Source organism: Solwaraspora sp. WMMA2080 (assembly GCF_027497395.1).
GTDB lineage: Bacteria > Actinomycetota > Actinomycetes > Mycobacteriales > Micromonosporaceae > Micromonospora_E.
In genome coordinates this window covers 6,274,348-6,298,937 of the sequence record NZ_CP114910.1, presented here as the reverse complement: position 1 = coordinate 6,298,937, position 24,590 = coordinate 6,274,348, and the positions used below count along the sequence as shown (strand labels likewise).

Here is a 24,590-nt window from a genome sequence, read left to right as displayed (position 1 = left end):
GCCGGTCAGCGCCAGCGGCCGGTCAGCGGCTGTCCGAGCCGGTTGACTCGACCGTCGCCCGGCCGGCCTCCAGCCGGGCCACCGGCACCCGGAACGGCGAGCAGGACACGTAGTCCAGGCCCGCCTCGTGGAAGAAGTGCACCGAGTCGGGGTCGCCGCCATGCTCGCCGCAGACCCCGATCTTCAGGCCGGGCCGGGCGGCGCGGCCCTCCTCGACGGCGATCCGCACCAGCCGGCCCACCCCGTCCCGGTCGATCGACTCGAACGGCGAGATGCCGAAGATGCCCAGCTCCAGGTAGCGCCAGAAGAACGCGCCCTCCACGTCGTCACGGGAGAATCCCCAGCCCATCTGGGTCAGGTCGTTGGTGCCGAAGGAGAAGAACTGCGCCGATCCGGCGAGCTGACCGGCGGTCAACGCGGCCCGGGGCACCTCGATCATGGTGCCGATCAGGATCTCGACCGACCGGTCGCCGAGCACCTCGGCGATGATCCGGTCGGCTTCCGCGCGTACCGTCTCCAGTTCCTGGACCGCGCCGACCAGCGGGACCATGATCTCCGGTCGCGGATCGCGCCCGGCGGCGGCCAACTCGACGGCCGCCTCGGTGATCGCCCGCACCTGCATCGCGAACAACCCCGGGATGACCAGGCCGAGCCGCACGCCACGGAGCCCGAGCATCGGGTTCTGCTCGTGCATCCGGCGCACCGCGGCGAGCAGGGCCGCGTCGCGGCCGGCCTCCTGACCCCGGGCCTGCGCCAGGGCGACCGACACGGCCAGCTCCTCCAGCGACGGCAGGAACTCGTGCAGCGGCGGATCGATCAGCCGTACGGTGACCGGCAGGCCGTCCATCTCCTGGAAGATCTCCCGGAAGTCGGCCCGTTGCAGGGGCAGCAGTTCGGCCAGCGCGGCCGCACGCTCCGCCTCGTCACGGGCCAGGATCAGCCGCTCCACCAGTTCCCGGCGGTCGCCGAGGAACATGTGCTCGGTGCGGCACAGCCCGATCCCCTCGGCGCCGAACCGCCGGGCCCGCGCGGCGTCCGCGCCGGTGTCGGCGTTCGTGCGCACCGTCAGCCGCCGCCGGTCGTCGGCGTGGGACAGGATCCGGTGTACGGCGAGCACCAGCGGGTCGGTGGTGGTCGCCGGGTCGACGGAGCCTTCGAAGTACTGCACCACCTCGGACGGGCGCACCGGCACCGCACCGAGGTACAGGCAGCCGCTGGTGCCGTCGATCGACACCACGTCACCTTCGGAGACGATCTGGTCACCGACGATGAACCGCCCGGCGCCGGCGTCGATGTCGAGGGCGTCGGCCCCGCACAGGCAGGTCTTGCCCATCCCCCGGGCCACCACGGCGGCGTGGCTGGTCTTGCCTCCCCGGCTGGTCAGGATGCCCTGCGCGGCGATCATGCCGGGCAGGTCGTCGGGGTTGGTCTCCCGCCGGACCAGAATCGCCTGCTCCCCCTGCCGGGCCAGCTCGACCGCCCGGGCCGAGTCGAAGACGACTTTGCCGACGGCCGCGCCCGGCGAGGCACCGATCCCGGTGGCGATCGTCGGCGGCGCGTCGGACAGGTCGAAGCAGGGGAACATCAGCTGCGCCAACTGCGCCCCGCTGACCCGGTGCAGCGCCTCGTCCAGATCGATGATTCCCTCGTCGACCAGCTGGCTGGCGATGACGAACGCGGCGGCGGCGGTCCGCTTGCCGACCCGGGTCTGCAGCATCCACAGCTTGCCGCGTTCGATGGTGAACTCGATGTCGCACAGATCCCGGTAGTGGTTCTCCAGCCGGGCCATGATGGTCAACAGCTCACCGTACGACCGGGGGTCGAGCCGGGCCAGCTCCTGCAACGGCAGCGTGTTACGGATCCCGGCGACAACGTCCTCGCCCTGCGCGTTGGCCAGGTAGTCGCCGTAGACCCCCTGGTCACCGCTGGCCGGGTCGCGAGTGAAGGCGACACCGGTGCCGGAGTCCGGCCCCAGGTTGCCGAAGACCATCGCGACCACGTTGACCGCGGTGCCGAGTTCGGTGGGGATCCGTTCCTGACGCCGGTAGATCACCGCCCGTTCGGCGTTCCACGAGTCGAAGACCGCCCGGATCGCCAGGTCGAGCTGCTCGCGGGGGTCCTGCGGGAAGTCCCGGCCGGTGTGCGCGAAAAAGATCTTCTGGTACGCCCGGACCAGTCCACGCAGCGCGTCGGCGTCCAGCGCGAGATCGTCGTCGGAGCCGGTGGCCCGCTTGGCCGCCTCCAGCGCCTGGTCGAACTCCTCCCCCGGCACCCCGCAGACCGTCCGGCCGAACATCTGGACCAGCCGACGGTAGGAGTCCCAGGCGAACCGTTCGTCACCGCCGGCCTGGGCAGCGAGCCCCGCCACGCACTCGTCGTTGAGGCCCACGTTGAGCACCGTCTCCATCATTCCCGGCATGGAGAACCTTGCCCCGGAGCGGACCGAGACCAGCAGCGGGTCGGCCGGGTCGCCGAGCCGTTTGCCACGCTGGCGCTCCAGCCGGGCCAGGGCGGCAGCGATCTGGTCGGGCAGATCCGGCGGTACCGCGCCGCTCGCCAGGTAGGCCCGGCACGCCTCGGTGGTGATGGTGAAGCCGGGTGGGACCGGCAGGCCGAGGTTGGTCATCTCGGCCAGGTTCGCCCCCTTGCCGCCGAGCAGATCCCGCTGGTCGCGGTTTCCCTCGGTGAAGTCGTAGACGTACCTGTGGTGATGGGCTGTCTGCCGGGACGGGTCGCCCGGTCCGCCGGATTCCGCCATTGTTGGCCTCCCATGTGCCGTTCGGCGCTGAACGATGGTTCACCAATGGCCATTGGTTGGCGCAGGTTAAGCGACCAGGGAGGCAAGCCGACAGTAGTGGGTGACCAGCCGCACAGGAAACGACACGGGTGGCGATCGGATGCCGTCCTGGGAGCGCTTCCGTGCGCAGTTCTGCGCATTCACCGGTGTGCTGGATCACTCCGGTCGAGCGGTGTGCGGTACGGGTTCGCCAGCCGGTTCCAGCCGGTTTCAGCCGCCGGAATCGGCGATCTCCGCCCCGGCCGGGACGGAATCGTCGTCCCGGCTGGCCAGCCACCCGTACGGCAGGAAGACCTTGCCCGGCGAGTTCGTCCGGCCCCGCGGCTGGCCCAACGTGTGCCGGGGGAACGGCTCTGCCGGGTCGAGCTTGGACAGCAGCGCGTCGAGCTCCGCCAGGCTGGACACCATGGCGAGGGCCCGGCGCAGCTCACCGCCGACCGGGAAGCCTTTCAGGTACCAGGCCACGTGCTTACGGAAGTCGGTGCAGCCGTCCCGCTCGGCGTCGGCCCGCCCGTCGCGTCCGGTGCCGAACCAGTCGACCAGCAGCTCGGCGTGCCGGCGCATGGTGGCGGCGACCGCGCCCAGGGTCGGCAACGTCCGCCCGGACCCGCCCTCGAACGCCGCCGACAGGTCGGCGAACAGCCACGGCCGGCCCAGACAGCCCCGGCCGACGACGACCCCGTCAGCGGCGGTGTGCGCCACCATCCGCACCGCGTCGTCGGCCTCCCAGATGTCACCGTTGCCGAGCACCGGCACGCTCAACGCCTGCTTGAGCCGGCCGATCGCGTCCCAGTCGGCGGTACCCGAGTACCGCTGGGCGGCGGTACGGGCGTGCAGCGCCACCGCCGCGACCCCGGCCTCCTGAGCCGCCAGCCCGGCGTCCAGATACGTCAGGTGATCGTCGTCGATGCCCTTGCGCATCTTCACCGTCACCGGCACCCCGGCCGGCGCGGCCGCCCGGACCGCACCGGCGACGATCCGGCTGAACAGCCGGTGCCGCCACGGCAACGCCGCACCACCGCCCTTTCGGGTGACCTTGGGCACCGGGCAGCCGAAGTTCAGGTCGATGTGATCGGCCAGGTCACGTTCCACCACGATCCGCACCGCGGCTGCGGTGACCTGCGGATCGACCCCGTACAGCTGCAGGCTCCGGGGGCGTTCGGACGGCGCGAACGCGATCATCCGCAGCGTCTTCGGATTGCGCTCGACCAGCGCCTGCGTGGTGATCATCTCGCAGACGTACAGCCCACCGCCCTGCTCACGGCACAACCGGCGGAAGGCGACGTTGGTGATCCCGGCCATCGGTGCCAGGACCACCGGCGGCCACACCTGGTGGCGGCCGAGCGGCAGCGGCGGCAGGGCCGGCGCGGACCCACCGGCCGGCCGGGACGCGGTGACAGACACGCCGTCCAGGATTCCACGGACCCACCCGGCGCCGGACCCGGGTGGGGGTCAGCCGGTCGGCAACCGCTCCGGGTGGGGGGTCAGCTGGGCGGCAACCGCTCCAGCAGGTACCGCTCGACCTGGTCCAGTGACACCCGCTGCTGCGCCATGGTGTCCCGGTCCCGCACGGTGACCGCGTCGTCGGTCAGCGTCTCGAAGTCGACCGTGACGCAGTACGGCGTACCGATCTCGTCCTGACGCCGGTAGCGGCGACCGATGGCCTGCGAATCGTCGAACTCGACCATCCAGCGGCGCCGCAACGCGGCACCCAGGTCACGTGCCTTCGGCGAGAGGTCGGCGTTGCGCGACAGCGGCAGCACCGCCACCTTGACCGGGGCGATCCGTGGATCGAGACGGAGCACGGTCCGCTTGTCGACGCCGCCCTTGGTGTTCGGTGCCTCGTCCTCGTCGTACGCCGCCAGCAGCAGAGCGAAGACCGTCGCGGTGAGGTCCGCCGCCGGCTCGATCGCGTACGGCACCCACCGCTCACCCCGGTCCTGGTCGAAATAGGAAAGGTCGGCCCCGGAATGCTTGGCATGGGCGGTCAGATCGTAGTCGGCGCGGTTCGTGATCCCTTCCAGCACCACGAATTCCTGATAGGCACCACCGAGCCGGAATTCGATCTCGACGATCCGCTTGGCATGCTGCGGCAGGCCGGCGAGGGGCACCTCGGTACGGCGCAACTGCTGTGGCGCGAGACCCAGGTCGACGTACCAGTCCCACCGCTGCTGTGCCCAGTACTCCAGCCAGTCGTCGTCGGTTCCGGGCTCGACGAAGTACTCCAGCTCCATCCGCTCCCGCTCGTGACCGCGCAGCAGGAACTCGCCGGGGCCGACGACGTTGCGGAAGACCCGGCCGACCTGGGCGATGCCGAACGGCGGCTTCTTGCGGGCGGCGATCATCACGTTGGCGAAGTTCACGAAGGTGCCCGGTGCCGCCTCCGGCCGCAGGTAGTACCGGTCCGGTGGTGGCCCCGGACGGTCCGGCGAGACCTCGATCAGGCCGCTGACCTGCTGCGGGTCGGTGAGGCTGCCCCGGCTGCCGCAGCTCGGACAGGCGAGCTCGGCGAGTGCGGCAGCCGGCTGTTCCCGGCGTACGGTGAACGCCTCGACGATCCGGTCCAGCGGTTGGGTGAGGTCGCAGGCCCGGCACCGGACCCGGGTCTGGGTGTAGGCGTCGAGCAGGCCGGACGCAGTGAACACCGGCCTCGCCTGGATGACCGCCGCGTCGAGGCCGACGACGTCGTCGCGGTGCTGCACCACCGTGCGCCACCACTGCCGGCGGACATGCTCCTTGAGCTCCACGCCGAGTGGCCCGTAGTCCCAGGCGACCGGTTGGCCGCCGTAGACCTCACCAGACGGGAACGCGAAACCACGCCGGTGGGCGAGACTGGCCACGGCGTCGATGCGGTCGGCTGGCATGCGCTGCTCCTACACCGGCTGGCGGCCGGCGGGGATGTGCGGACGGGCTGATTTGGCAGATGTTCGGAGGCTACCCCTCGACGCCGCAGACCTCTAGCTCACCGGTGCCGGTGTCCTGGTTGAGCGACACCCGCAGGGTGTCCTCGCCGCCTTGGGCGTAGTCGACCTCCACCGGTACGACGATCCGGCTGGTGACCGAGACCTGACCGACCTCGTAGGCGGTGATCTCCGGCTCCGTGGCGAGTCGTCGGGCGAATTCGCTGGCCGATTCACGGCTCTGCGCCTCGGCGCAGAGCATGTCGTACGCGGCGCCGAAGTCCTGCTGACTCACCGCTTCGAAGTAGTCGCCGACCGCGATCCGGGCCTGTTCGTCGATCGCTTCGGCGCCGGTGACGATCAGTCCGACCAATGCGACGGTGCCACCACCGCAGCACAGAAGCAGCGCGAGTGCCGCGACGCCCAGCCCGATCCAGACCCGCGCGGTGCGGCCTTCGGCCGGCGGAGCGGCGAACGGCGGCGCGGCCCCGGGGCCGGCCGGCACCGGGGTCACCGGACCAGGCACCGTAGTCGCCGGGCCGGGCACCGGGGTCACCGAGCCAGCAGCCGGCGTGGCGTCCGGTGCGGCCTCAGACTGTCCGGTCGCGGCAGGCTGCGGCGGCGGCTGGCGGTCCGGCGGAGCCCACGGCGAGGGTGCCTGCCACGGGGACGCCTCGTCGGGCACGGCGGACGGCGGGCGCGGTTGCGCCGGTCCGGGATCGGTCATGGGGCAAAGGGTAGTGCCCGCCGGCTCACCGTTCCGGCTCCGCCGCCCGGTCACTGGTGTGGGCTGCGGGTTCTTCTCCGGGCCCGGCGGTGACCAGTTCCTCGTACGCGGACGGCTCGTCGAGCGATTCGGCGAGCAGCGGCGTCGCGTCCACCTTCACCTCGAAGGAACCGAGCGCCCGCCGGTAGGTGCCCACTGACTCCCATTCGGTGACCAGGCACCAGCGGAGCGGGTCCTCCAGCGCGCGGGTCAGTGCGCCGCGCCGGTACCCCGGGCGGCCGGCCAGGGCACGCAACGCGGCCCGGGCGCGATCGACGAAGCCGGGCGTGTCCGCCTCCGGCACGGCGAACCGGTTGACCACCAGCACGTCGAGTCCCCTCCTGACTAGAGTCGGTCGGATGCAGCCTACGCAACCGTCGCCGCCGGTCCGCCCCGGGCGGATCAGCCCGACCGGGGCGTTTCTCACCGCCCTGGCGCTCGTCCTGGTCGGGCTCTTCGCACCGGGCATCGTCGGCGCGGCGGCGCTGCTGCTGTTGGCCGCCGGGCTGGTCTGGTTGCTACGTAGCAGCTGGCCGGCGGTGCCGGCGGCTGGACGAATGTTCCGCCTGGTGGCGCTCACCCTGCTCGTGGCGGTCGCCCTCGCCAAGATCTTCTAGCCCTGCTCAGACCGCTCGTCCAGGCGGCAGCGAATCATGCAACCATGCGTTTTTGACAATCATTATCGTCGCCACGGACAGTTGCCTGATGCACAGCCACCTCTTCCGTCGTACCGTCGCCACCACCGCAGGTGCCCTGCTGGCCCTGGGCAGCACCGCCGCCTGCGCCCAGGACGGCGGCGACGGGTCCGCCGGCGACACCACGGTCGGCGTGGTAGCCGCCTTCTACCCCTTGCAGTTTTTGGCCGAACGGATCGGCGGCGACGCCGTCACGGTTACCGGTCTCGCGCCCCCCGGAGCGGAGCCGCACGACCTGGAGCTCAGCCCTCGGCAGGTCGGCGAGGTCAGCGACGCGGACCTGGTCGTCTACCTGAGTAACTTCCAGCCCGCCGTCGATGCCGCGGTCGAGCAGGAGGCCGGTGACCACGCATTCGACGTGGTGGAGGTCGAGCCGCTGCTGGACGCCACCGACGGTGGTCACAGCCACGACCACGGCGACGAAGACGAGCACGCCGACGACGAGGCGGACCACGCCGACGAAGACGAGCACGCCGACGACGACGAGCACGCCGACGACGAGGCGGACCACGCCGACGAGGCGGACGACCACGCCGAGGAGACCGGCGCGAAGGACCCGCACCTGTGGCTGGACCCCACCCGGTTCGCCACCGTCGGTGACGCGCTGGCCGAGCGTCTCGCCGCCGTCGACCCGGACCACGCCGCCGACTACACCGAGCGTGCCGCCGCGCTGCGCACCGAGTTGGAGGCCCTGGACGCCGAGTACGCCGAGCGGCTGGCCGACTGCGAGCGCCGGGAGATCATCACCAGTCATGCCGCCTTCGGCTACCTGGCAGCCCGCTACCAGCTCGACCAGATCGGGATCACCGGGTTGAGCCCGGAGGACGAGCCGACCCCGCAGCGCCTCGCCGAGGTGATCGAGGAGGCCCGGGAGCACCAGGCGACGACGATCTTCTTCGAGACGCTGGTCAGCCCGAGCGTCGCCGAGACCATCGCCGACGAGACCGGTGCCGAGACTGCAGTGCTCGATCCGATCGAGGGACTGCAGCCAGACGCCGACGGAGACTATTTTTCGGTGATGCACAACAATCTTAACAATCTGACCGCCGCCCTGGGATGTTCGTGACCACCAGCGTCGTCCAGGTATCGCGCGGAGCGGTCGGCTACGACAACCGCACCGTCCTGCGCTCCGTCGACCTCACCGTGACCAGCGGTGAGGTCGTCGCGCTGCTGGGCGCCAACGGTTCCGGCAAGTCGACCCTGATCCGCGCGGCACTCGGGCTGGTGCCGCTGCGCAGCGGCTCGGTGCACCTGTTCGGGGTGCCGGCGACGCGGTTCCGGCAGTGGCACCGGATCGGCTACGTCCCACAACGGCTCGGTGCCGGCAGCGGCGTACCGGCCACCGTCGGCGAGGTGGTCGCCTCCGGTCGGCTGGCCCGTCGCGGCGTACTGCGACCGCCCGGTGCCGCCGACCGGACGGCCGTCGCCGCGGCGCTGAGCGCCGTCGGCCTCGCCGACCGGTCCCGGGATCCGGTGGCCACGCTCTCTGGCGGTCAGCAGCAACGGACGCTGATCGCCCGCGCGCTGGCCGGCGAACCGGAACTGCTGGTGCTCGACGAACCCACCGCCGGGGTCGACGCGGCCAGCCAGGAGGCGTTTGCCCGGGCACTCGGCGCGTTCGTGGCCGGCAACGGTACGGTGCTCCTCGTCGCCCACGAGCTCGGTCCGCTGCAGCCGCTGATCGACCGGGCCGTGGTGCTGCACCACGGCGAGGTGGTGCATGACGGCGCGGTGCCTGCGCCGGCCGGCCACCACGCGGACCCCGGACACGACCACGTCCACCCGCACGCCGCGGTGGAGCCGGCCCAGATGTGGACCACATGAGCATCTTCCAGTACGAGTTCATGATCCGGGCCCTGATCGGGGCCCTGGTCATCGGCCTGGCCGCCCCGGCCCTCGGCATCTACCTGGTGCAGCGTCGGATGTCGCTGATCGGCGACGGCGTCGGCCACGTGGCGCTGACCGGCGTCGGCGTCGGTCTGCTGCTGGACCGCTCCCCGGTGCTCACCGCCGTAATCGCCGCCGCAGTCGGCGCGGTCGCCATCGAGCTGCTGCGCGAACGCGGGCGTACCTCCGGCGACATGGCGTTGGCCCTGCTCTTCTACGGCGGCATCGCCGGCGGGGTGATGCTGGTCGGGCTGGCCGGCGACCGCAGCAACGCCAACCTGATGGCGTACCTCTTCGGCTCGCTCACCACCGCCTCGGTCGAGGACCTGTGGGTGATCGTGGTGCTGGCCGCAGTCGTGCTGACCGCGATGCTGCTGCTGCGGCCGGCGCTGTTCGCCATCTGTCACGACGAGGAGTACGCCCGGGTCTCCGGCCTGCCGGTGCGCACCCTCAACCTGCTGATCGCGGTGACCACCGCGGTGACCGTCACCATCGCCATGAGGGCGGTCGGCCTGCTGCTGGTCAGCGCGCTGATGGTGGTCCCGGTGGCGACCGCCCAGCAGATCACCCGGGGTTTCCGCAGCACCATGGCGATGGCGATGATCATCGGTACGGCCTCCGCCGGCGGCGGGGTGTGGCTGGCCGGAACCGCCGACACCGCGATGGGCGCGACCATCGTGATCCTGGCGATCGCTGCCTTCGCGGCCACCGCCGTCGGCGCCGGGACGTGGCGGCTGCTGCGCCGCCGCGCCGGCACGCTGGCCGTCCACCGCCGGCAGCCCCGCGAGGTCGAACCGCCCGAGGTGGTCCTGGACCGTCCCGCCGAGATGGTCCCGGATCGTCCCGTCTGACCTGGTACAGACCCGGCAACGAGCACCGCTGAGCCGCCTGCCTGCCGATCCGCCTCCGGTATTGGTTACCGTTGCGGGGTGACGATGGCCAACGGCTACGACGGGTACGAGAGCGCCAGCGAGTTGCTGCGCGCACTCTCGGCCCCGCTGCGGGTGGCCATCGTGACCGAGCTCGCCCAGGGCGAACGGTGTGTCCACGAACTCGTGCAGAAGCTCGGCGCGCCGCAACCGCTGGTGTCCCAGCATCTGCGGGTGCTGCGGGGCGCAGGCGTGGTGCACGGCTCCCGGCGAGGCCGGGAGATCGCTTACGCGCTGGTCGACGAACACGTCGCGCATATCGTCGCGGACGCTGTCAGTCATGCCCGGGAGGTCCGGTGAGCAGCCGCCGGCACCGGCCCGGTCAGAACACGTCCCGGAGGCCTTGATGAGGACTGGAGACACCACGCCCGGCACCGCAGAGCCCTCGGCGGTGCGCAACACCCGGCAACGCAGCGCGGTCAGCGCCATCCTCGACGAGCTCGCCGGCTTCCACAGCGCCCAGGAGCTGCACGCCATGCTGCGTCAGCGGGGCGACCGGGTCGGTCTGACCACGGTCTACCGGACGTTGCAGGGGCTGGCCGACTCCGGCGAGGTCGACGTGATGCGTCCACCTGGCGGCGAGCACCTGTACCGGCGGTGCAGCCAGGGCCACCACCATCATCTGGTCTGCCGCTCGTGCGGCAGCGCGGTCGAGGTGGCCGGGCCGGCGGTGGAAAGCTGGGCGGAACGGATCGCGGCGCAGCACGGCTACGTCGGAGTCAGCCATACGATGGAGATCTTCGGGACCTGCCCGAAATGCGCCGCCCGGCGTACCCCGAAGACGTGACCGCGTATACGCGGTTCCGGTCCTCGTACGGCACGCTGTGCGTATGCAGATCTACGCCGACCGTTTTCCGCGCGCCGGCCGGCAACTCGCCACCGACCTGATCGTCGTCGTCTGGGTCTACCTGTGGATCCGTGCCGCCAGCTGGCTGCATGACCGGGTCGGTGAGCTGGCCGACGCTGGTCGGACATTAGAGAACGCCGGCACCGGGCTGGCCGACAACCTCGCCGACGTCGGCAGCCGGGTCGGCCGGGTGCCACTGGTCGGCGACGAGCTGACCGGGCCGTTCGAGCAGGCCGCCGGGGCGGCCCGTTCGGTCGCCGCCGCCGGGCAGGAGCAGCAGGACCTGGTCGGTGAGCTGGCCCTGGTGCTGGCCGCCACGATGCTGGTCTTTCCGCTGGGTCTGGTGCTGTTCGGCTGGTTGCCGTTGCGGGTGCGCTGGATCCGGCGGGCGAGCGCGGCGGCCCGACTGCGCGGCGTACCGGCCGGGTCGGATCTGCTGGCGTTGCGGGCGCTGACCACCCGCCCGCTCGGCACCATCGCCGCGCTCGGACCGGACGTCGCCGCTGGGTGGCGGCGGGGCGACCCGGCGGTCACCGACGCGTTGGCGGAGTTGGAGCTGCGGGCGTTGGGCCTACGTGGCCGACGCTGACCGGCCGCCGCGCCCGGCACCACCGTCGCTGTCCTCGTCCTCGTCGTCCTCGTCCTCATCGTCGCCGTCCAGCCAGCCACGGTGCACGAAGGGCAGGGCCGCCCAGAAGATCAGGAACCACACCCCGGTGAGGCCGCTGAGCACGAAGGCGACCGGTCGGGGCAGGATGAAGTCGGTGACCAGCAGCACCGAGCTGACCATGGCGACCAGCATCAGGCTGAGACCGCCGCTGGCCATCCGGTGGGCGAACCGGACCAGCTCCGGCTTGCGGCCACGCCGGAAGAGCGCCCGGTGGAACGCCACCGGCGAAATGATCAACGCGGCGGCGGCCGCCGCCGCCAGCAGCGCCACCACGTACACGTCCCGTTGGAACCCGTTCGTGTCGGGGAAACCGCTGCTGAACGGCAGGGTCAGCAGGAACGCGAAGAGGATTTGCACCCCGGTCTGGGCGACCCTCAGCTCCTGCAAAAGATCGGAAAAGTTGCGCTGCCAGCGTTCCTTCTCAGTCTCCCGGTCCACGTCCGCTCGTCCTCCTGCCGAACCGCCCACGCTCGAACGGCGATCGGCAATGTGCCCCGGACCCCGCAGCGGGAAACCTCTACTCGTACTGCTGCCGGGGGGCGTCGATCTGCTGCCATGACTCGACCGCCAGATAGGGGATGCTGGCCCCGTTCACCGGGTCGGTGCCGATCCGGTCGCTGTACCGACCGACCACCTCGATCCAGGTGTCCGCCGGCAGCCCGGTCGGAGCGCTGCCGTCCATCCCGACCTTGATCGGCCGGCCGTCGGCGGCGCAGCAGGACAGTACGATCCGGGCCAACATCGGCTCACCGTCCGGGCCGTCGGTGACAAAGCCGGTGAGCCGTACGTTGCGCCCGTCCAGCGACCGGCCCTCGTCGAAGATCGCCCGGGAGGCGTAGTCGAGCACGCTGATCTCTGCCGGATCGCCGTCCGGCAACGGCGGATAGTCCGACGATGCCTGCTCGCTGCTCAACGCGGTGCCGGCCTGCGCGACGGCGTACGAACCCAGCGCCGGCGGGGCGACCAGCAGCAGCCCGAGCACCGGCAGGATCAGCAGCCAGCCCACCCTCGGCTCGTGATGGGCGTGGCCATGCCCGTCGTCGGCGGCGTCGCCGGGCCCGGAATGCGCATCGTGCCCGGAATGCGCAACGACGGCGGGCGCCGGTGTCGACCGACGCCGCAGGTCGTGCCAGAGCGTCATGACCGCTGCGGCGATCAGCAGCAGGCCGGCGACGATCAGGAACGGCTGCAGCGCCTCCTTGACGTACCGCAGGTACATGTCGGTGACGCTGGCCCGGACCACCGCGCCACCGAGCAGCAGCAGCACCACACCTTGAGCCTGTTTGTTCACAGCAGCACCGTCCCCACCGCGACCGCCACCACGATGGCGATCAGGAATGTCGCCGGAGCGAACCGGTACGCGAATCTGCGCCCGAACGTGCCGGCCTGCATCGAGACAAGTTTCAGGTCGACCATCGGGCCGACGACCAGGAAGACCAGCCGTGACGTGAGCGAGAACTGCGACAACGAGGCCGCGACGAAGGCGTCCGCCTCGGAGCAGATCGACAACAGCACGGCGAGTGCGGCGAGCGCCAGGATGGACAGCACCGGATTGTCGGCGAGGGTCTGCAACCAGCGCTCCGGCACCAGCACGTTGATACTGGCGGCGGCCATCGCGCCGATCACCAGGAAACCGCCGGCGTGCATGATGTCGTGCCGGACCGCCGCCCAGAACGCCCGCGCCCGGGACAGGTCGTCCAGGTCGGGGCGGTGCGGCAGGCGGATCCAGTCGGTGCGACCCAGCCGCAGCCACAGCCAGCCCATCACGACCGCGACGAGCAGGCTGGCGACACCCCGGCCGACGACCATCTCGGGGTTGTTCGGGAAGGCGACCGCCGTGGCCACCAGCACGATCGGGTTGATCGCCGGGGCGGCGAGCAGGAAGGCCAACGCGGCGGCCGGCGCGACGCCCCGCCGGATCAGCGACCCGGCGATCGGCACCGAACCGCACTCGCAGCCGGGCAACACCACCCCGGCGGCGCTGGCCACCGGCACCGCCAGCGCCGGGTGTTTCGGCAGCGCCTTCGCCCAGAACGACCTGGGTACGAAGACCGCGATCACCGCGGAGAGCACCACCCCGAAGACCAGGAACGGCATCGCCTGGACCATCACCGACACGAAGACCGTGGTCCAGGTCTGCAGCCGGGGGTCGGAGATCAGGTTGGCCAACGGCTCGCGGAAGATCACCAGCCCGATCAGCAGGAAGGCGAGCACCTCCACCGAGCCGACCCGGCCACCGAACGGCCGGCGTCGGGGTGGCCGCGGGCCATCGGGCGGTCCGGCGGCGCCGCCGGACCCGGGCAGGTCGTCGTCGGCCGGCGCGGCCCAGTCGATGTCGTCGCCTGGGCGCGTCCGACGCGTCGCGGTGCGATCGGCAGCGGTCACGGCGGGCTGGTCCCCTCGCTGGTCTGAAGGCGGGCAGTTCACGATAACCCGCGCAGGGGTGCCCGCCACCACACCGGGACTCGACCACTGTCGGTGCGGTGCCACCGGTGCTAGCGTCAGTGGCACAACCTGATGTCCCACAGGGGAGCGCACACAGCGCTGAGAGTGCGGGGAGTCCCGCAGACCCTCGAACCTGATCTGGGTAATGCCAGCGCAGGGAGTTGGAGCGACGTATGACGCAGCAATCTATGCCCGCCGACCGTAGCTGGCGGACCGTCGACATCGTGGTCGCCTCGGTGATCGCGGTCGCGTTCGGGGTGGTCTTCTGGCTGTGGGGACTGATCTGGACCGCCACCGAGGCCGCGTTCACCTTCTTCCCGCCCGCTCAGGCAGTGCTGTACGGGGTGTGGCTGGTGCCGGCTGTGCTCGGCGCGCTGGTGATCCGCAAGCCGGGGGCCGCGCTGTTCTGCGAGCTGGTCGCAGCGGTCGTCTCGGCGGCGTTGGGCAGCCAGTGGGGTGCCGTGGTGATCGTGCAGGGGCTGGCCCAGGGGGTCGGTGCCGAGCTGGTGTTCCTGGCGGTGGCGTACCGCTCGTTCCGGCTGCCGGTGGCGCTGACCGCCGGGGCCACCGCCGGGCTCGGCGCGGCGATCTTCGACCAGATCCGCTACTACGCGCCGTACGACCTGGTCAGTTTCCGGATTCCGATCTTCATCGTCACTGTGGTCAGCGCGATCGTGCTGGCCGGTGCCGGCAGCGTGGCGCTGACCCGGGCACTGGCCCGCACCGGGGTGCTCGACCGGTTCCCCGCCGGCCGCGACCGCACCACGGTGTGACCCGGCCAGGGCCGGCCGGGTCGTGAGCCGGCTGGAGCTGCGCGGGTTCGGCTGGCGGCACGCCGGCCGCCGGGCCTGGGCGGTCCGTGACGTCGAGCTGAGCGTCGACGCCGGCGAACGGGTCCTACTGCTCGGGCCGTCGGGGGCCGGCAAGAGCACGCTGCTGGCGGCGATCGCCGGGTTGCTGCCGGCCGACTCGGGCGAGCAGGCCGGCACCGTCACCGTCGACGGGCTCGACCCGCGCAAGGCCCGCGAGCGGGTCGGCATCGTCTTCCAGGACCCGCAGAGCCAGCTGGTCATGGCGCGCAGCGGCGACGACGTGGCGTTCGGGCTGGAGAACCGGGGGGTGCCGGCCGAGCAGATCTGGCCACGGGTGGACGCCGCGCTGGCGCGGGTCGGTTTCCGCTACGGCCGGGACCGGCCGACTGCCGCGCTGTCCGGCGGCGAGCAGCAGCGGCTGGCCCTGGCCGGGGCGCTCGCCCTGCGGCCGGGTCTGCTGCTGCTGGACGAACCGACCGCGAACCTCGACCCGGCCGGCGCCGACCTGGTCCGCGACGCCGTCGCCGGGGCGCTCGACGGGGACCGGGACACCACGCTGGTGATCGTCGAGCACCGGGTGGCGCAGGCGCTGCCGCTGGTCGACCGGGTGGTGGTGCTGTCCGCCGGTGGCGGCGTGCGGGCCGACGGCAAGCCGGACGAGATCTTCGACCGGTACGGCGGGCAACTGGCCGCCGACGGTGTCTGGGTGCCGGACCAGCCGTTGCCGCAGCGCGGTGGTTCCGCCGCCCCGGCCGGTGAGCCGCTGCTGATCGCCGACCGGGTCGGGCTGGTGCCCCGGCTCGCCCCGCTCGCCGACGAGGTGCCGGTACGCGGCGGCGAGGCACTGGCCGTGCTGGGGCCCAACGGCGCCGGCAAGACCACGCTGGCCCTGCTGCTCGGCGGGCTGGTCGCGGCCACCGACGGAGCGGTCCGGGCCACCGCCGCGTTGACCGGCGACGGCCGGGTCGGCCCGGTCCCGCACCGGTGGCGGGCACCGGAGCTGGTCCGCCGGGTCGGCAACGTGTTCCAGAACCCGGAGCACCAGTTCGTTGCCACCACGGTGGCCGACGAGCTGGCCCTCGGCCCGCGCCGCTGCGGGCTGGCGGAGTCGGCCGTCGCGCCGGTGGTCGACGAGTTGCTGCACCGGCTGCGGCTGGACCGGTTGGCGGCTGCCAACCCGTACACCCTGTCCGGTGGTGAGGCGCGGCGGCTGAGTGTGGCGACCGCCCTGGCCACCGCGCCCCGCCTGCTGGTGCTCGACGAGCCGACGTTCGGCCAGGACCGGCGCACCTGGCTCGAACTGGTCGCGCTGCTCGGTGAGCTGCGCGACGCCGGGCACGGGATCGTGACGGTGACCCACGACGTCGACCTCGTCGCCGCCCTCGCCGACCGGCGGTTGACCCTGTGAGCCGGCCGGCGGCTGACCCTGTGATCGGCGAACCGGACGGCACCAAGAAGACGGCGCCGCTGGCCCGCCGCAACCCGGTGGCGAAGCTCGCCGCCGCGCTGGTCTTCTCGGTGCTGCTGCTGGCCACCCTGGACCCGCTGGCGCCGGCCGTCGCGATCGCCGTCGAGCTCGCCGTGGTCCCGCTGTTCGGGCTGGGCTACCGTGCCCTGCTGCGCCGAATGGCGCCGCTGCTGCTGAGCGCCGCCGGTGTGCTGGTCACCCTGACGCTGTTCGCCGCCGAACGGACCGGCCCGGTGCTGCTCGCCGCCGGCCCGGTGCTGGTCACCAGCGGCGTACTGGTCACCGCACTCGGGCTGGCGTTGCGCCTGCTGGCCGTGGCGCTGCCCGGGGTGCTGGTCTTCGCCACCACCGACCCGACCGACCTGGCCGACGCCCTGGTGCAGAACGTCAAGGCCCCGCCCCGGTTCGCGATCGGGGCGCTCGCCGCGTTCCGGCTGGTGCCGATGCTGGCCGCCGAGTGGCAGCTGCTGGCGATGGCCCGCCGGGCCCGGGGCATCGACGCGGGCCGCAACCCGGTGCGCCGGCTCCGGTTGTTCGCGGCGACCGCCTTCGGGCTGCTGGTCCTGGCGATCCGCCGGGGCACCCGGCTGGCCACCGCGATGGACGCCCGGGGGTTCGACGCCGGCATCCCCCGGACCAGCGCCCGGCGGCAACGGTTCGGGGCGGCCGACGCGGCTCTGGTCGCCGGTGCCGCGATCGCAGCCGGAGGGTCGCTGGCGGTCAGTCTCGCCGCCGGGGTCTTCCGCCCGGTGATCGGCTGATCCTGGCCCGGCCACCCCCCGGCACAAAGATCAGCAGGTCACGCCAGATGCCACAGATGCATACATGGCAACACCTTCACGACACGTGCGCCGCAACGACGGCAGCACGTCGCCTGCTGTTTCCCCACCTCCACGAGATTGACCGCGACAAAGTTGATCTGGGAGGCGGAACAGGGATGGGACACCACCACCACCATCACCACCACGACCACGCGGCGACCGGTGCCGACGTACCGGCACCACTCGACCTGTCGGTGCCGGACGCCGAACTGTCGCCGACCGAGGCGTCCCGGCGTACCTTCCTGCGTAACGCCGGGTTGCTCGGTGCCGGCGCGGCCGCGTCGTCGGTGCTGGCCGGCGGACACGCCGCGCACGCCGCACCGGCCAACGACCACAACGGCGGCGGCACCGGCGGCGGCCAGGCCAACGACGGCGAGTTCGTCTGGCTGGCCGGCGACCACCACATCCACACCCAGTACAGCTCGGACGCCATGTACCGGGTGGTCGACCAGGCCAAGCACGCCCGCGCGTACGGTCTGGACTGGATCGTCATCACCGACCACGGCAACGCCACCCACTCCCGCATCGGGGTGGAGAAGGTCAACCCGGACATCGTCGAAACCCGCAAGGAAATCAAGGACCTGCTGATCTACCAGGGCCTGGAGTGGAACATCCCGTCCGCCGAGCACGGCACGGTCTTCGTCCAGCCGGGGCCGAACGAGGTCGCCGTACTCAAGCAGTTCGAGACCGACTACGACGGCTCGGTGAACGGCACCAGCAACCCGAGCCCGGAGAACGAGGCGCTCGCCATCGCCGGCATCAAGTTCCTCGGTGACGAGGTCCGTCGGCGCCGTATCGGCGGTGCGCTGTTCCTGGCCAACCACCCGTCCCGGCGGGGCGTCGACTCGCCGCACGAGGTGCGGGCCTGGCGCGACGCCGACCCGACCGTGGCGGTCGGCATGGAGGGCGCCCCCGGTCACCAGGCGTCCAGCCTGCCGGCGCCGAACGGCCCGGGTCGCGGTCGCGGCTACTACGAGGGCAGCCCGTCGGCGGCGTCGTTCCCCGGCTACCCGTTGGAGAGCTACCGCACCTGGGGCGGGTTCGACTGGATGACCTCCACCGTGGGCGGGCTGTGGGACAGCCTGCTCGCCGAGGGCAAGCCGTGGTGGATCAGCGCCAACTCCGACTCGCACATCAACTACCTGGGTACGTCGATGCGCGGGCCGGACAGCGACTTCAACGCCAACGGCAAGTACAACGACCCGGTGTACGGGCCGCTGATCACCACCGCCGGTGACTTCTGGCCGGGCCAGTACAGCCGTACCCACGTCGGCGCGCAGGCGTTCGGCTACCGCGCGGTGATGGACGCCATCCGGGCCGGCCGGGTCTGGGTGGACCACGGCGGTCTGATTCGGGGCCTGGACATGCGGGTCCGCCGGCTCAACGACCAGCGGCCGGGTGCCGGTGCCACGCTCGGCGGCACGCTGAAGATCAAGAGTGGTACGTCGGTCGTGGTGACCCTCGACATCGACTTGGCGACCGTGCCGAACTGGGCGCAGTTCGTGCCAAAGCTGGCTCGGGTGGACCTGATCGTCGGCGACGTCACCGGACCGGTCACCGACCAGGACGCCTTCACCGCCCCGACCACCCGGGTCGCCGCCTCGTTCGAGGTGCAGCCGGGCCGCAAGCGGGTGTCGTTCAGCTACCCGCTGGGCCGGGTGGACCGACCGATGTACGTCCGGGTCCGCGGCACCGACGGCAACCGCAGCGCGCCCGGTCTGATGGGTGCGGCGGTCGACCCGCACGGCCCGGCGATGGACGTGCTCGGCGACGCCGACCCGTGGCTGGACCTGTGGTTCTACGGCAACCCGATCTGGGTCCTGCCATCCTGACCGCCACCGCCGTGACAGTCATCGGAATCAGCCTGGGGCACGCCGACGACGCTGCCGCCGAACACTGGCTGCACGACGTCGTCGGCGTGGCCGACCTGCCCGACCTCGTCGCCTGCACCCATCTGGTGCGGACGCCGAGGCCGCACGTGGCGATCAGTCTGGCCGCCCCCGACGGGCTGCCCGATCTGCCCGCCACCCCGGCCGATCTGGTCCCGGCGGCGGAGCTCGCCGCCGACGAACACCGGGCCGGCCGGTCCGGGCGGGCAGTGCGCTACCCCGGGGTCGACCGTCTGGTCGGCACACTCACCGTCGCGGAGCTGCTCGAACTCAGCGCGATCGAGCAGGTCATCATGCTCGGCGGCGCGGTTCCGGAGCCGGAGACGCCGGTGCAGACCCGGGACTTCGTCCGGCCGCAGTGGATCAACGGAGTGCTCACGTTGATCACCACTCCGGTCGGACCGGGGCGGATCGGGCCGTTCGAGCTGCCCGACCCGACCCCATGCTGCGCCGACAAACACTGACCATTCGCCTCACCTGTTTAGCCTCGCCTAGTTAGCCTCCGGCGCTGGTCACCTCCTGTGGCCAGCGCCGGAGGCAGTCACATGCTCAACGGCCTTCCGCTGCCGCAGCCGCGAGGTGAGGCTGACGCACGTCATCTCGCGTTTTGAGGTGCGCCAGCCTCACCTCGCGGGCGGTGGGGTGGTGGTCAGCTCGCCGCACCGAGGGCACCAGCGGCTCTTCACTCGGAATGAGAACAGCCCGGCGAGGAAACCGAGCAACGCGGCGCTCGTCAACGCGCAGATGTCCATGATCCTCATTGACTTCTCTACGAGTGGGGATGGTCGACGCCGTTGAGTGGCTGCCGGCGTTGCACCACGCCGGAGCGGATCAGGGCACTCTTGTAGACGCCGATCGCGGCCATCCGCCCGTCCCGCCCGGCCGACGTGATCGTGGCGAGGATGCCGGCCACCGGGGAATCGGCGTCGTCCAGGCCGTACCGGATGTCGGAGACCCGGACCGTCATCGACCGGTCGCCGAACACCCAGTCGGCCTTGCCGAGATGCAGCGTGTCACCGACCCGCAGGAGTTCCCCGTTGGCCATCAGTCGTCCCGCCCGTCGTGGACGTATCCGTCTGGCCAGAGTCCGGCGTACTGCAACACCGCCCGCACCCGACGCGCCTTGACCTGATCCCACCGGTCCAACACCGCCAACGCGTTGGTGAACGGCGGGCAGAACGCCGCCACGTCACACACCCGACACTCAGCCAACCGGCTCGGCATGTGCTCGGTGACCGTCGCCCGCGCACGGTCCAACACGTCGACGTCCGGCCGGTTCCGCATGTCTGCCGCCACCTCGTCCAGCACCGCCCGTTCGGCGTCGAGAGCTGGACGCCCGGCATCCGGCGCGGGTGCCACCGCACGCGCGGCCAGCAGCCGGAACCGTGGGTCCCGCCCGATGTCCGTCTGCCCCGGCGTCCGTCGCGGCAACGGCGGCCGGTCCGGCGTCGGACCCGCGTTGACCATGGGTTGTCGGGTCCGTTGATACCTGTTGTCGGGAACCTGGTTCCTGTTCACGGCTCTCTCCATCGCGGATCAAGGGCGTTTGAAGGATCTTTTGTGGACTCTTCCTGTGTGGAGGAGATGCCGGGACCTCTGCGTCAGGTAGCCTAGGGACGTTCACAAACGTCCCGGGAGTGATCAACCATGAACACAGCGCTGCACGTCGCGATGAGCCGAACCGGCATGACACCCGCGACCCTGGCCGGCAAGATCGGCGTCGACCCCAAGACCGTCGCCCGGTGGCTCGGCGGTCGCGTACCTCACCCCCGCCACCGCTCGCAGGTCGCTCAGGTGTTGAGAGAAGATGAAGACGTGATCTGGTCCGGCTTGGTCAAACGCGGATACTACCGGGAGATCCGCGCCGCGTGGCCGACGCGCTCAGCCGTCCCCCGGGAGCTGTGGAACGATCTCGTCCACCGCGCCACGTCCCGCATCTGGTGCGCCGGCTACACCTCGTACTTCCTCTGGACCGAGGTCCCCGGCATCACATCCACGCTGCGGAGCAAGGCCGCATCCGGGCTCGACCTGCGCTTCCTCCTCGGACGCAAAGACTCACCCGTCACCCGCGACCGTGAACGCATCGAGAACGCCGCCCTGTCGATCTCCACCCGCATCGACATCACCACCGCCGAACTGGCCAAGATCGAACCCACCCCACAGGTACGCCACACCGACCGCCACATCAGCCTGTCCGTCTGGATCTTCGACGACGAAGCCCTGGTCAGCACCCACCTCGCCGACCAACTCGGACACGCCTCCCCCACCCTGCACATCCGCCGCCGCGGACCCGGCGGACTCTTCGACCAGTACGCCAACCACGTCGAACACCTCTGGGAAACAGCCCACGCACCAGCACCGGCCCCATGACCGACCAGGGCTGGACCAGCAGCTCAGACCCGTACCTCGTCTCGCAGCAGCACGACGCATGGTCCGCCGAGGCCGCCACCCGGGGACACGTCGGCACCCAACAGCTCCTCGGCGTCGAGACCGTCGACGCAGACACACAGGTCAGACGCGCGCTCGGACTCGCCGCCGGCGAACGAGCCGTCGTCCGCCGCCGCCTCATCCTCGAAGACGACCGGCCCGTCGAACTCGCCGACTCCTACTACCCGGAGTCCATCGCCGCCGGCACCCCACTCGCCGGCAACCGCAAGATCAAAGGCGGCGCGGTACGGGTCCTTACCGACCTCGGACTCGCGCCCCGCCAGGTCACCGAACACGTCACCGCACGACGGCCGACCGACCACGAACAGCAACTCCTCGACATCCCCGCCGACGAACCACTCCTCGTCCTCACCCGCATCAGCCGCGCCGCCACCGGCCAACCCGTCGAGTACGCCGTCATGCACACCGTGACCAGCCGCTCCACCGGCCACACCTACCAAATGCAGGCCCCACCCGCATGACCAACCAACCCGACAACACTGCCGCCAACGACGTACGCGACCGCCAACGCCAGATCGCCGCCGACCTGCGCCGACAGATCCTCACCGGCGAGTTCACACCCGGCGACAAGGTGCCCTCCACAGCCCAACTCTGCCAGTGGTACGGCGTCTCCAACCTCGCCACCCAACGCGCACTCAACATCCTCAAGAAGCAAGGGTTCGTCCGTGGCGAGTCCGGCGTCGGCGTGTTCGTCACCGCCAACCAGCCGATCGCCGTCGAAGCGAACCACTACCCGGGCCGGCGAACCGATCGAAGTCACCGAGATGATCAAAGCCGCCCACCGGCGCAAGGCCAGATACCTCCTGCCCGGACCAGACAAAGCCTGATCTCACCGCCCTCCCGCGACACTTACCAGACCGCCACCGAGGTAGTGGAGTTGGCCACGGCGAACTCCGCTTGACGAACCGCAGCATGCGCACAACGGACAACTGCTCCCCCTTGCCGGAGACGACCGGGTACGCGACAATTTCCACATCGACCTGTCGTTAGGTATCCGGACGGAGGTGAGACAGCCACGCCGAGCCAGCAGCATCCGTTGAGGACAGACAACGCATCGATGTACGCAAGATTAGGTGCCGGAGTTGTGGTGAAATGTCGATTGCGGCAACCTCCGACACGCCCGGGATCCGGGGGAGGTTGGCGGAAAGATCCCAAACTGCCCCCGAGCTGCGAAAACCAGCCTCATAGAGATCATCTGAGCCACTACCAAGATCATGATCAACAGAAGGTTGCCCTCCAGGCCCCCCGTTTGCCCAGGTCAGACCGCCCGACATTTCGGACACGGTCCCCGAGCACACGAAAACCGCGCCGGATTGAAACATGTCACTCTTCCCCCGTGGTCCAGCTCTCCGTTCACTGTCCCCGAGCACACGAAAACCGCGCCGGATTGAAACCTTGCGGCCCGACAGGGACGGCTGCTGGAAGTGTGGTCCCCGAGCACACGAAAACCGCGCCGGATTGAAACCCAGCTTGCCAGTACCAGCACCAGCGAGATGATGCCGTCCCCGAGCACACGAAAACCGCGCCGGATTTAAACTGAGATTGAGTCGCGGAGCAGTACGGTTCTTCGGGTGTCACCGAAACCGGAACCATGGACACGAGTCCCAATGCCGTTAACTTAGTGTGGGGCGGTCTATGATCTCTGCTCGTGGCGAGGGCTGGTCAGGTCAAGGCGGGGTCGCGGGTTCGGTTGCCGGATCTGGTGGGGGTCGGGGTGTTGACGGCGGCGTTCCCGCCGGAGTCGGTGGATCTGGCGATCGAGGAGTGGGATGCGCGGGAGCAGCGGCATCGGCTGCTGCCGGCTCGGTTGATGGCGTACTACGTGATGGCGTGCGTGTTGTTTCTCGACAGCGCGTACGTGGAGGTGTGGAACAAGCTGCTGGGTGGGCTGTCGTGGGCCCGGCGGTACCGGATGCGGCGGCAGGTGGGGATGCAGCCGTCGGCGGCGGCGCTGGCCAAGGCCAGGGTGCGGTTGGGGCCGGAGGCGATGCAGGGGGTGTTGGCGACCTCGATGCGGCCGATGGTGACCGACGCGGCCGCGGCGCCGTGGGCGTACTTCCATGGGTTGCGGAAGCTGGCCGCCGACGGGTTCACCATGAATGTGGCTCGGACGCCGGAGAACGCGGCGCGTTTCGGGATGCCCTCGAACTCGGCCGGACCGGTGGGGTATCCGCAGGTCCGGGTGGTGGCGTTGGCCGAGGTCGGTACCCGCTGCCTGCAAGGCGTCGCCGTGGGCGTGCTGGCCACCGGGGAGCAGAACCTGGCCCGCACGTTGTGGCCACGGTTGGGAACCGGGGACGTGGTCGTGGCCGACCGTAACTTCCTGTCGTACGAGGACCTGACCGCGATCGTGGCCACCAGCGCGCACGCGGTACTGCGAGTCAAGGCGGGGGTGGACCTGCCGGTGCTGCAGGTCCTGGCCGACGGCTCGTATGTGTCGAGGATCGCCGACCCGCAACAGGCACGACGGCTGCGCCGCCGCAAGACGAAGGTACCCCCTGAGCAGATCCCCGGCATCAGCGTCCGGGTGATCGAGTACACGGTGGAATCCGAGCCGGACGAGCACGGCAACCGTGAGGTCAGCGAACTGTTCTGCCTGGTGACCACCCTGCTCGACCCGGACGCCTACCCCCTGCGGGATTTCCCCGAGCTCTACCACGAGCGGTGGACCCTGGAGACCGCGATCGGTGACGTGGAGACCCGGCTGCGCGGCGGCGCCGAGGTCGTCCCGCGGTCCGGGCGCCCGGACCTGGTCTACCAGGAGGTCTACGCATTGCTCTGCGTCTACCAGGCCATCCGCGCGCTGATCGTCGCCGGTGCCGAACACGCCGACCTGGACCCCGACCGCATATCGTTCACCCGCACCGTGCAGGCAGCCGCGCGTCACGTCAGTGACGACGCGGCCTTTTCCCCCTGACGACCTGGCCGATCTGGTCGCCGACGTCATCTACGAGATCACCGACGAACGCAACCTCCTACCGGCCACGCCCCGCATCCGCAGCTTCGCCCGCCAACAACGCCAACCCGGACGCCGCTACCCCCGCCAGACAGACGACTACAAGAAACCCCTACCACCCCGCACCAAGATCAGGTTGTGGGTCCTGACCAGGCCAGACACGTTAAGTTGACGGTATTGACACGAGTCCGGCGTAGACCAAATCTCGGTCTGTGACGGTGCTGCCGCTATCCGGAGCGAAGGCCAGGCTTCCCGGAGTA

General features: G+C 70.8%; 27 protein-coding genes, 1 CRISPR repeat array and 1 riboswitch. Of the genes, 17 read left to right on the top strand and 10 right to left on the bottom strand.

The window, feature by feature from the left end; translation table 11 throughout:
- Positions 1-22: 22 nt before the first annotated feature.
- The 5 genes from ppdK to O7543_RS28890 form a co-directional block, all read right to left on the bottom strand.
- Positions 23-2,758: a pyruvate, phosphate dikinase gene (gene ppdK / locus O7543_RS28910; protein ID WP_281550967.1), complete on the bottom strand. Its 2,736-nt coding sequence runs from the start codon at positions 2,756-2,758 to the stop codon at positions 23-25.
- Between the two features lie 249 nt (positions 2,759-3,007).
- The gene (gene dusB / locus O7543_RS28905) at positions 3,008-4,156 is read right to left on the bottom strand and encodes a tRNA dihydrouridine synthase DusB (protein WP_281555660.1); all 1,149 of its coding nucleotides are present in this window, start codon (positions 4,154-4,156) and stop codon (positions 3,008-3,010) included.
- Positions 4,157-4,281: 125 nt separating this feature from the next.
- The gene (locus tag O7543_RS28900; RefSeq protein WP_281550968.1) at positions 4,282-5,661 is read right to left on the bottom strand and encodes a glycine--tRNA ligase; all 1,380 of its coding nucleotides are present in this window, start codon (positions 5,659-5,661) and stop codon (positions 4,282-4,284) included.
- 70 nt (positions 5,662-5,731) lie between these two features.
- Complete coding sequence (locus O7543_RS28895; RefSeq protein ID WP_281555661.1) at positions 5,732-6,211, bottom strand: hypothetical protein; 480 nt, start codon at positions 6,209-6,211, stop codon at positions 5,732-5,734.
- A gap of 238 nt (positions 6,212-6,449) precedes the next feature.
- Complete coding sequence (locus O7543_RS28890) at positions 6,450-6,791, bottom strand: antibiotic biosynthesis monooxygenase (RefSeq protein WP_281550969.1); 342 nt, start codon at positions 6,789-6,791, stop codon at positions 6,450-6,452.
- 31 nt (positions 6,792-6,822) lie between these two features.
- On the opposite strand from O7543_RS28890, the gene O7543_RS28885 reads away from it, so the two are divergent.
- The 7 genes from O7543_RS28885 to O7543_RS28855 all read left to right on the top strand — a co-directional run bounded on the left by O7543_RS28885 (position 6,823) and on the right by O7543_RS28855 (position 11,410).
- Entirely contained in the window at positions 6,823-7,080 is a 258-nt protein-coding gene (locus O7543_RS28885; protein WP_281550970.1) for a DUF6703 family protein, read from the top strand.
- 88 nt (positions 7,081-7,168) lie between these two features.
- Positions 7,169-8,224 carry a metal ABC transporter substrate-binding protein gene (locus O7543_RS28880; protein ID WP_281550971.1) on the top strand — a complete coding sequence of 352 codons (1,056 nt, stop codon included), beginning with the start codon at positions 7,169-7,171 and terminating at the stop codon, positions 8,222-8,224.
- A complete protein-coding gene (locus O7543_RS28875) occupies positions 8,221-8,982 on the top strand; it encodes a metal ABC transporter ATP-binding protein (RefSeq protein ID WP_281550972.1) in 762 nt (253 codons plus the stop codon). Before O7543_RS28880 ends, O7543_RS28875 begins: the two co-directional genes overlap by 4 nt.
- Positions 8,979-9,896: a metal ABC transporter permease gene (locus O7543_RS28870; RefSeq protein ID WP_281550973.1), complete on the top strand. Its 918-nt coding sequence runs from the start codon at positions 8,979-8,981 to the stop codon at positions 9,894-9,896. Before O7543_RS28875 ends, O7543_RS28870 begins: the two co-directional genes overlap by 4 nt.
- Positions 9,897-9,974: 78 nt before the next feature.
- The gene (locus O7543_RS28865; RefSeq protein ID WP_123602948.1) at positions 9,975-10,274 is read left to right on the top strand and encodes a metalloregulator ArsR/SmtB family transcription factor; all 300 of its coding nucleotides are present in this window, start codon (positions 9,975-9,977) and stop codon (positions 10,272-10,274) included.
- Between the two features lie 46 nt (positions 10,275-10,320).
- Positions 10,321-10,761: a Fur family transcriptional regulator gene (locus O7543_RS28860; RefSeq protein ID WP_281550974.1), complete on the top strand. Its 441-nt coding sequence runs from the start codon at positions 10,321-10,323 to the stop codon at positions 10,759-10,761.
- A gap of 43 nt (positions 10,762-10,804) precedes the next feature.
- A complete protein-coding gene (locus O7543_RS28855) occupies positions 10,805-11,410 on the top strand; it encodes a hypothetical protein (protein WP_281550975.1) in 606 nt (201 codons plus the stop codon).
- Here the strand turns inward: O7543_RS28855 and O7543_RS28850 are convergent.
- The 3 genes from O7543_RS28850 to O7543_RS28840 all read right to left on the bottom strand — a co-directional run bounded on the left by O7543_RS28850 (position 11,393) and on the right by O7543_RS28840 (position 13,876).
- Positions 11,393-11,929, bottom strand: a complete 537-nt coding sequence (locus tag O7543_RS28850) for a DUF6328 family protein (RefSeq protein WP_281550976.1) — start codon at positions 11,927-11,929, stop codon at positions 11,393-11,395. The two genes, O7543_RS28855 and O7543_RS28850, sit on opposite strands and share 18 nt — an antisense overlap.
- A 79-nt stretch (positions 11,930-12,008) precedes the next feature.
- Positions 12,009-12,782, bottom strand: a complete 774-nt coding sequence (locus tag O7543_RS28845) for a TIGR03943 family protein (RefSeq protein WP_281550977.1) — start codon at positions 12,780-12,782, stop codon at positions 12,009-12,011.
- Positions 12,779-13,876, bottom strand: coding sequence for a permease (locus O7543_RS28840; protein WP_281550978.1), 1,098 nt, complete (start codon positions 13,874-13,876; stop codon positions 12,779-12,781). The genes O7543_RS28845 and O7543_RS28840 overlap by 4 nt, the downstream gene beginning before the upstream one ends.
- 131 nt (positions 13,877-14,007) lie before the next feature.
- A riboswitch (TPP riboswitch) is annotated at positions 14,008-14,113 on the top strand.
- Between O7543_RS28840 and O7543_RS28835 the strand changes: the two genes are divergently transcribed.
- The 5 genes from O7543_RS28835 to O7543_RS28815 all read left to right on the top strand — a co-directional run bounded on the left by O7543_RS28835 (position 14,110) and on the right by O7543_RS28815 (position 19,390).
- Positions 14,110-14,709, top strand: a complete 600-nt coding sequence (locus tag O7543_RS28835) for an ECF transporter S component (RefSeq protein WP_281550979.1) — start codon at positions 14,110-14,112, stop codon at positions 14,707-14,709. (Overlaps the previous riboswitch by 4 nt.)
- A gap of 22 nt (positions 14,710-14,731) precedes the next feature.
- The gene (locus O7543_RS28830; RefSeq protein ID WP_281550980.1) at positions 14,732-16,156 is read left to right on the top strand and encodes an ABC transporter ATP-binding protein; all 1,425 of its coding nucleotides are present in this window, start codon (positions 14,732-14,734) and stop codon (positions 16,154-16,156) included.
- Positions 16,157-16,176: 20 nt separating this feature from the next.
- Positions 16,177-16,977 carry an energy-coupling factor transporter transmembrane component T gene (locus O7543_RS28825; RefSeq protein ID WP_281550981.1) on the top strand — a complete coding sequence of 267 codons (801 nt, stop codon included), beginning with the start codon at positions 16,177-16,179 and terminating at the stop codon, positions 16,975-16,977.
- Between the two features lie 176 nt (positions 16,978-17,153).
- A complete protein-coding gene (locus O7543_RS28820) occupies positions 17,154-18,869 on the top strand; it encodes a PHP domain-containing protein (RefSeq protein ID WP_281550982.1) in 1,716 nt (571 codons plus the stop codon).
- 11 nt (positions 18,870-18,880) lie between these two features.
- Positions 18,881-19,390 carry a hypothetical protein gene (locus O7543_RS28815; protein WP_281550983.1) on the top strand — a complete coding sequence of 170 codons (510 nt, stop codon included), beginning with the start codon at positions 18,881-18,883 and terminating at the stop codon, positions 19,388-19,390.
- A gap of 305 nt (positions 19,391-19,695) precedes the next feature.
- On the opposite strand, the gene O7543_RS28810 is transcribed toward O7543_RS28815, so the two are convergent.
- Positions 19,696-19,971, bottom strand: coding sequence for a hypothetical protein (locus O7543_RS28810; RefSeq protein WP_281550985.1), 276 nt, complete (start codon positions 19,969-19,971; stop codon positions 19,696-19,698).
- Entirely contained in the window at positions 19,971-20,444 is a 474-nt protein-coding gene (locus tag O7543_RS28805) for a hypothetical protein (protein WP_281550986.1), read from the bottom strand. Before O7543_RS28805 ends, O7543_RS28810 begins: the two co-directional genes overlap by 1 nt.
- 129 nt (positions 20,445-20,573) lie before the next feature.
- Between O7543_RS28805 and O7543_RS28800 the strand changes: the two genes are divergently transcribed.
- The 5 genes from O7543_RS28800 to O7543_RS28780 all read left to right on the top strand — a co-directional run bounded on the left by O7543_RS28800 (position 20,574) and on the right by O7543_RS28780 (position 24,502).
- Positions 20,574-21,296 (top strand): XRE family transcriptional regulator, encoded by a 723-nt coding sequence (locus O7543_RS28800; protein WP_281550987.1) that lies wholly within the window; start codon positions 20,574-20,576, stop codon positions 21,294-21,296.
- Positions 21,293-21,835, top strand: a complete 543-nt coding sequence (locus O7543_RS28795; RefSeq protein WP_281550988.1) for a UTRA domain-containing protein — start codon at positions 21,293-21,295, stop codon at positions 21,833-21,835. The genes O7543_RS28800 and O7543_RS28795 overlap by 4 nt, the downstream gene beginning before the upstream one ends.
- Positions 21,832-22,275 (top strand): winged helix-turn-helix domain-containing protein, encoded by a 444-nt coding sequence (locus tag O7543_RS28790; RefSeq protein WP_281550989.1) that lies wholly within the window; start codon positions 21,832-21,834, stop codon positions 22,273-22,275. The genes O7543_RS28795 and O7543_RS28790 overlap by 4 nt, the downstream gene beginning before the upstream one ends.
- Before the next feature lie 383 nt (positions 22,276-22,658).
- Positions 22,659-22,911: direct repeats of the CRISPR family, unit length 36 nt; unit sequence GTCCCCGAGCACACGAAAACCGCGCCGGATTGAAAC.
- Positions 22,912-23,022: 111 nt separating this feature from the next.
- The gene (locus tag O7543_RS28785) at positions 23,023-24,291 is read left to right on the top strand and encodes an IS4 family transposase (RefSeq protein WP_281553859.1); all 1,269 of its coding nucleotides are present in this window, start codon (positions 23,023-23,025) and stop codon (positions 24,289-24,291) included.
- A complete protein-coding gene (locus O7543_RS28780) occupies positions 24,266-24,502 on the top strand; it encodes a hypothetical protein (protein ID WP_281550650.1) in 237 nt (78 codons plus the stop codon). The genes O7543_RS28785 and O7543_RS28780 overlap by 26 nt, the downstream gene beginning before the upstream one ends.
- Positions 24,503-24,590 lie beyond the last annotated feature (88 nt).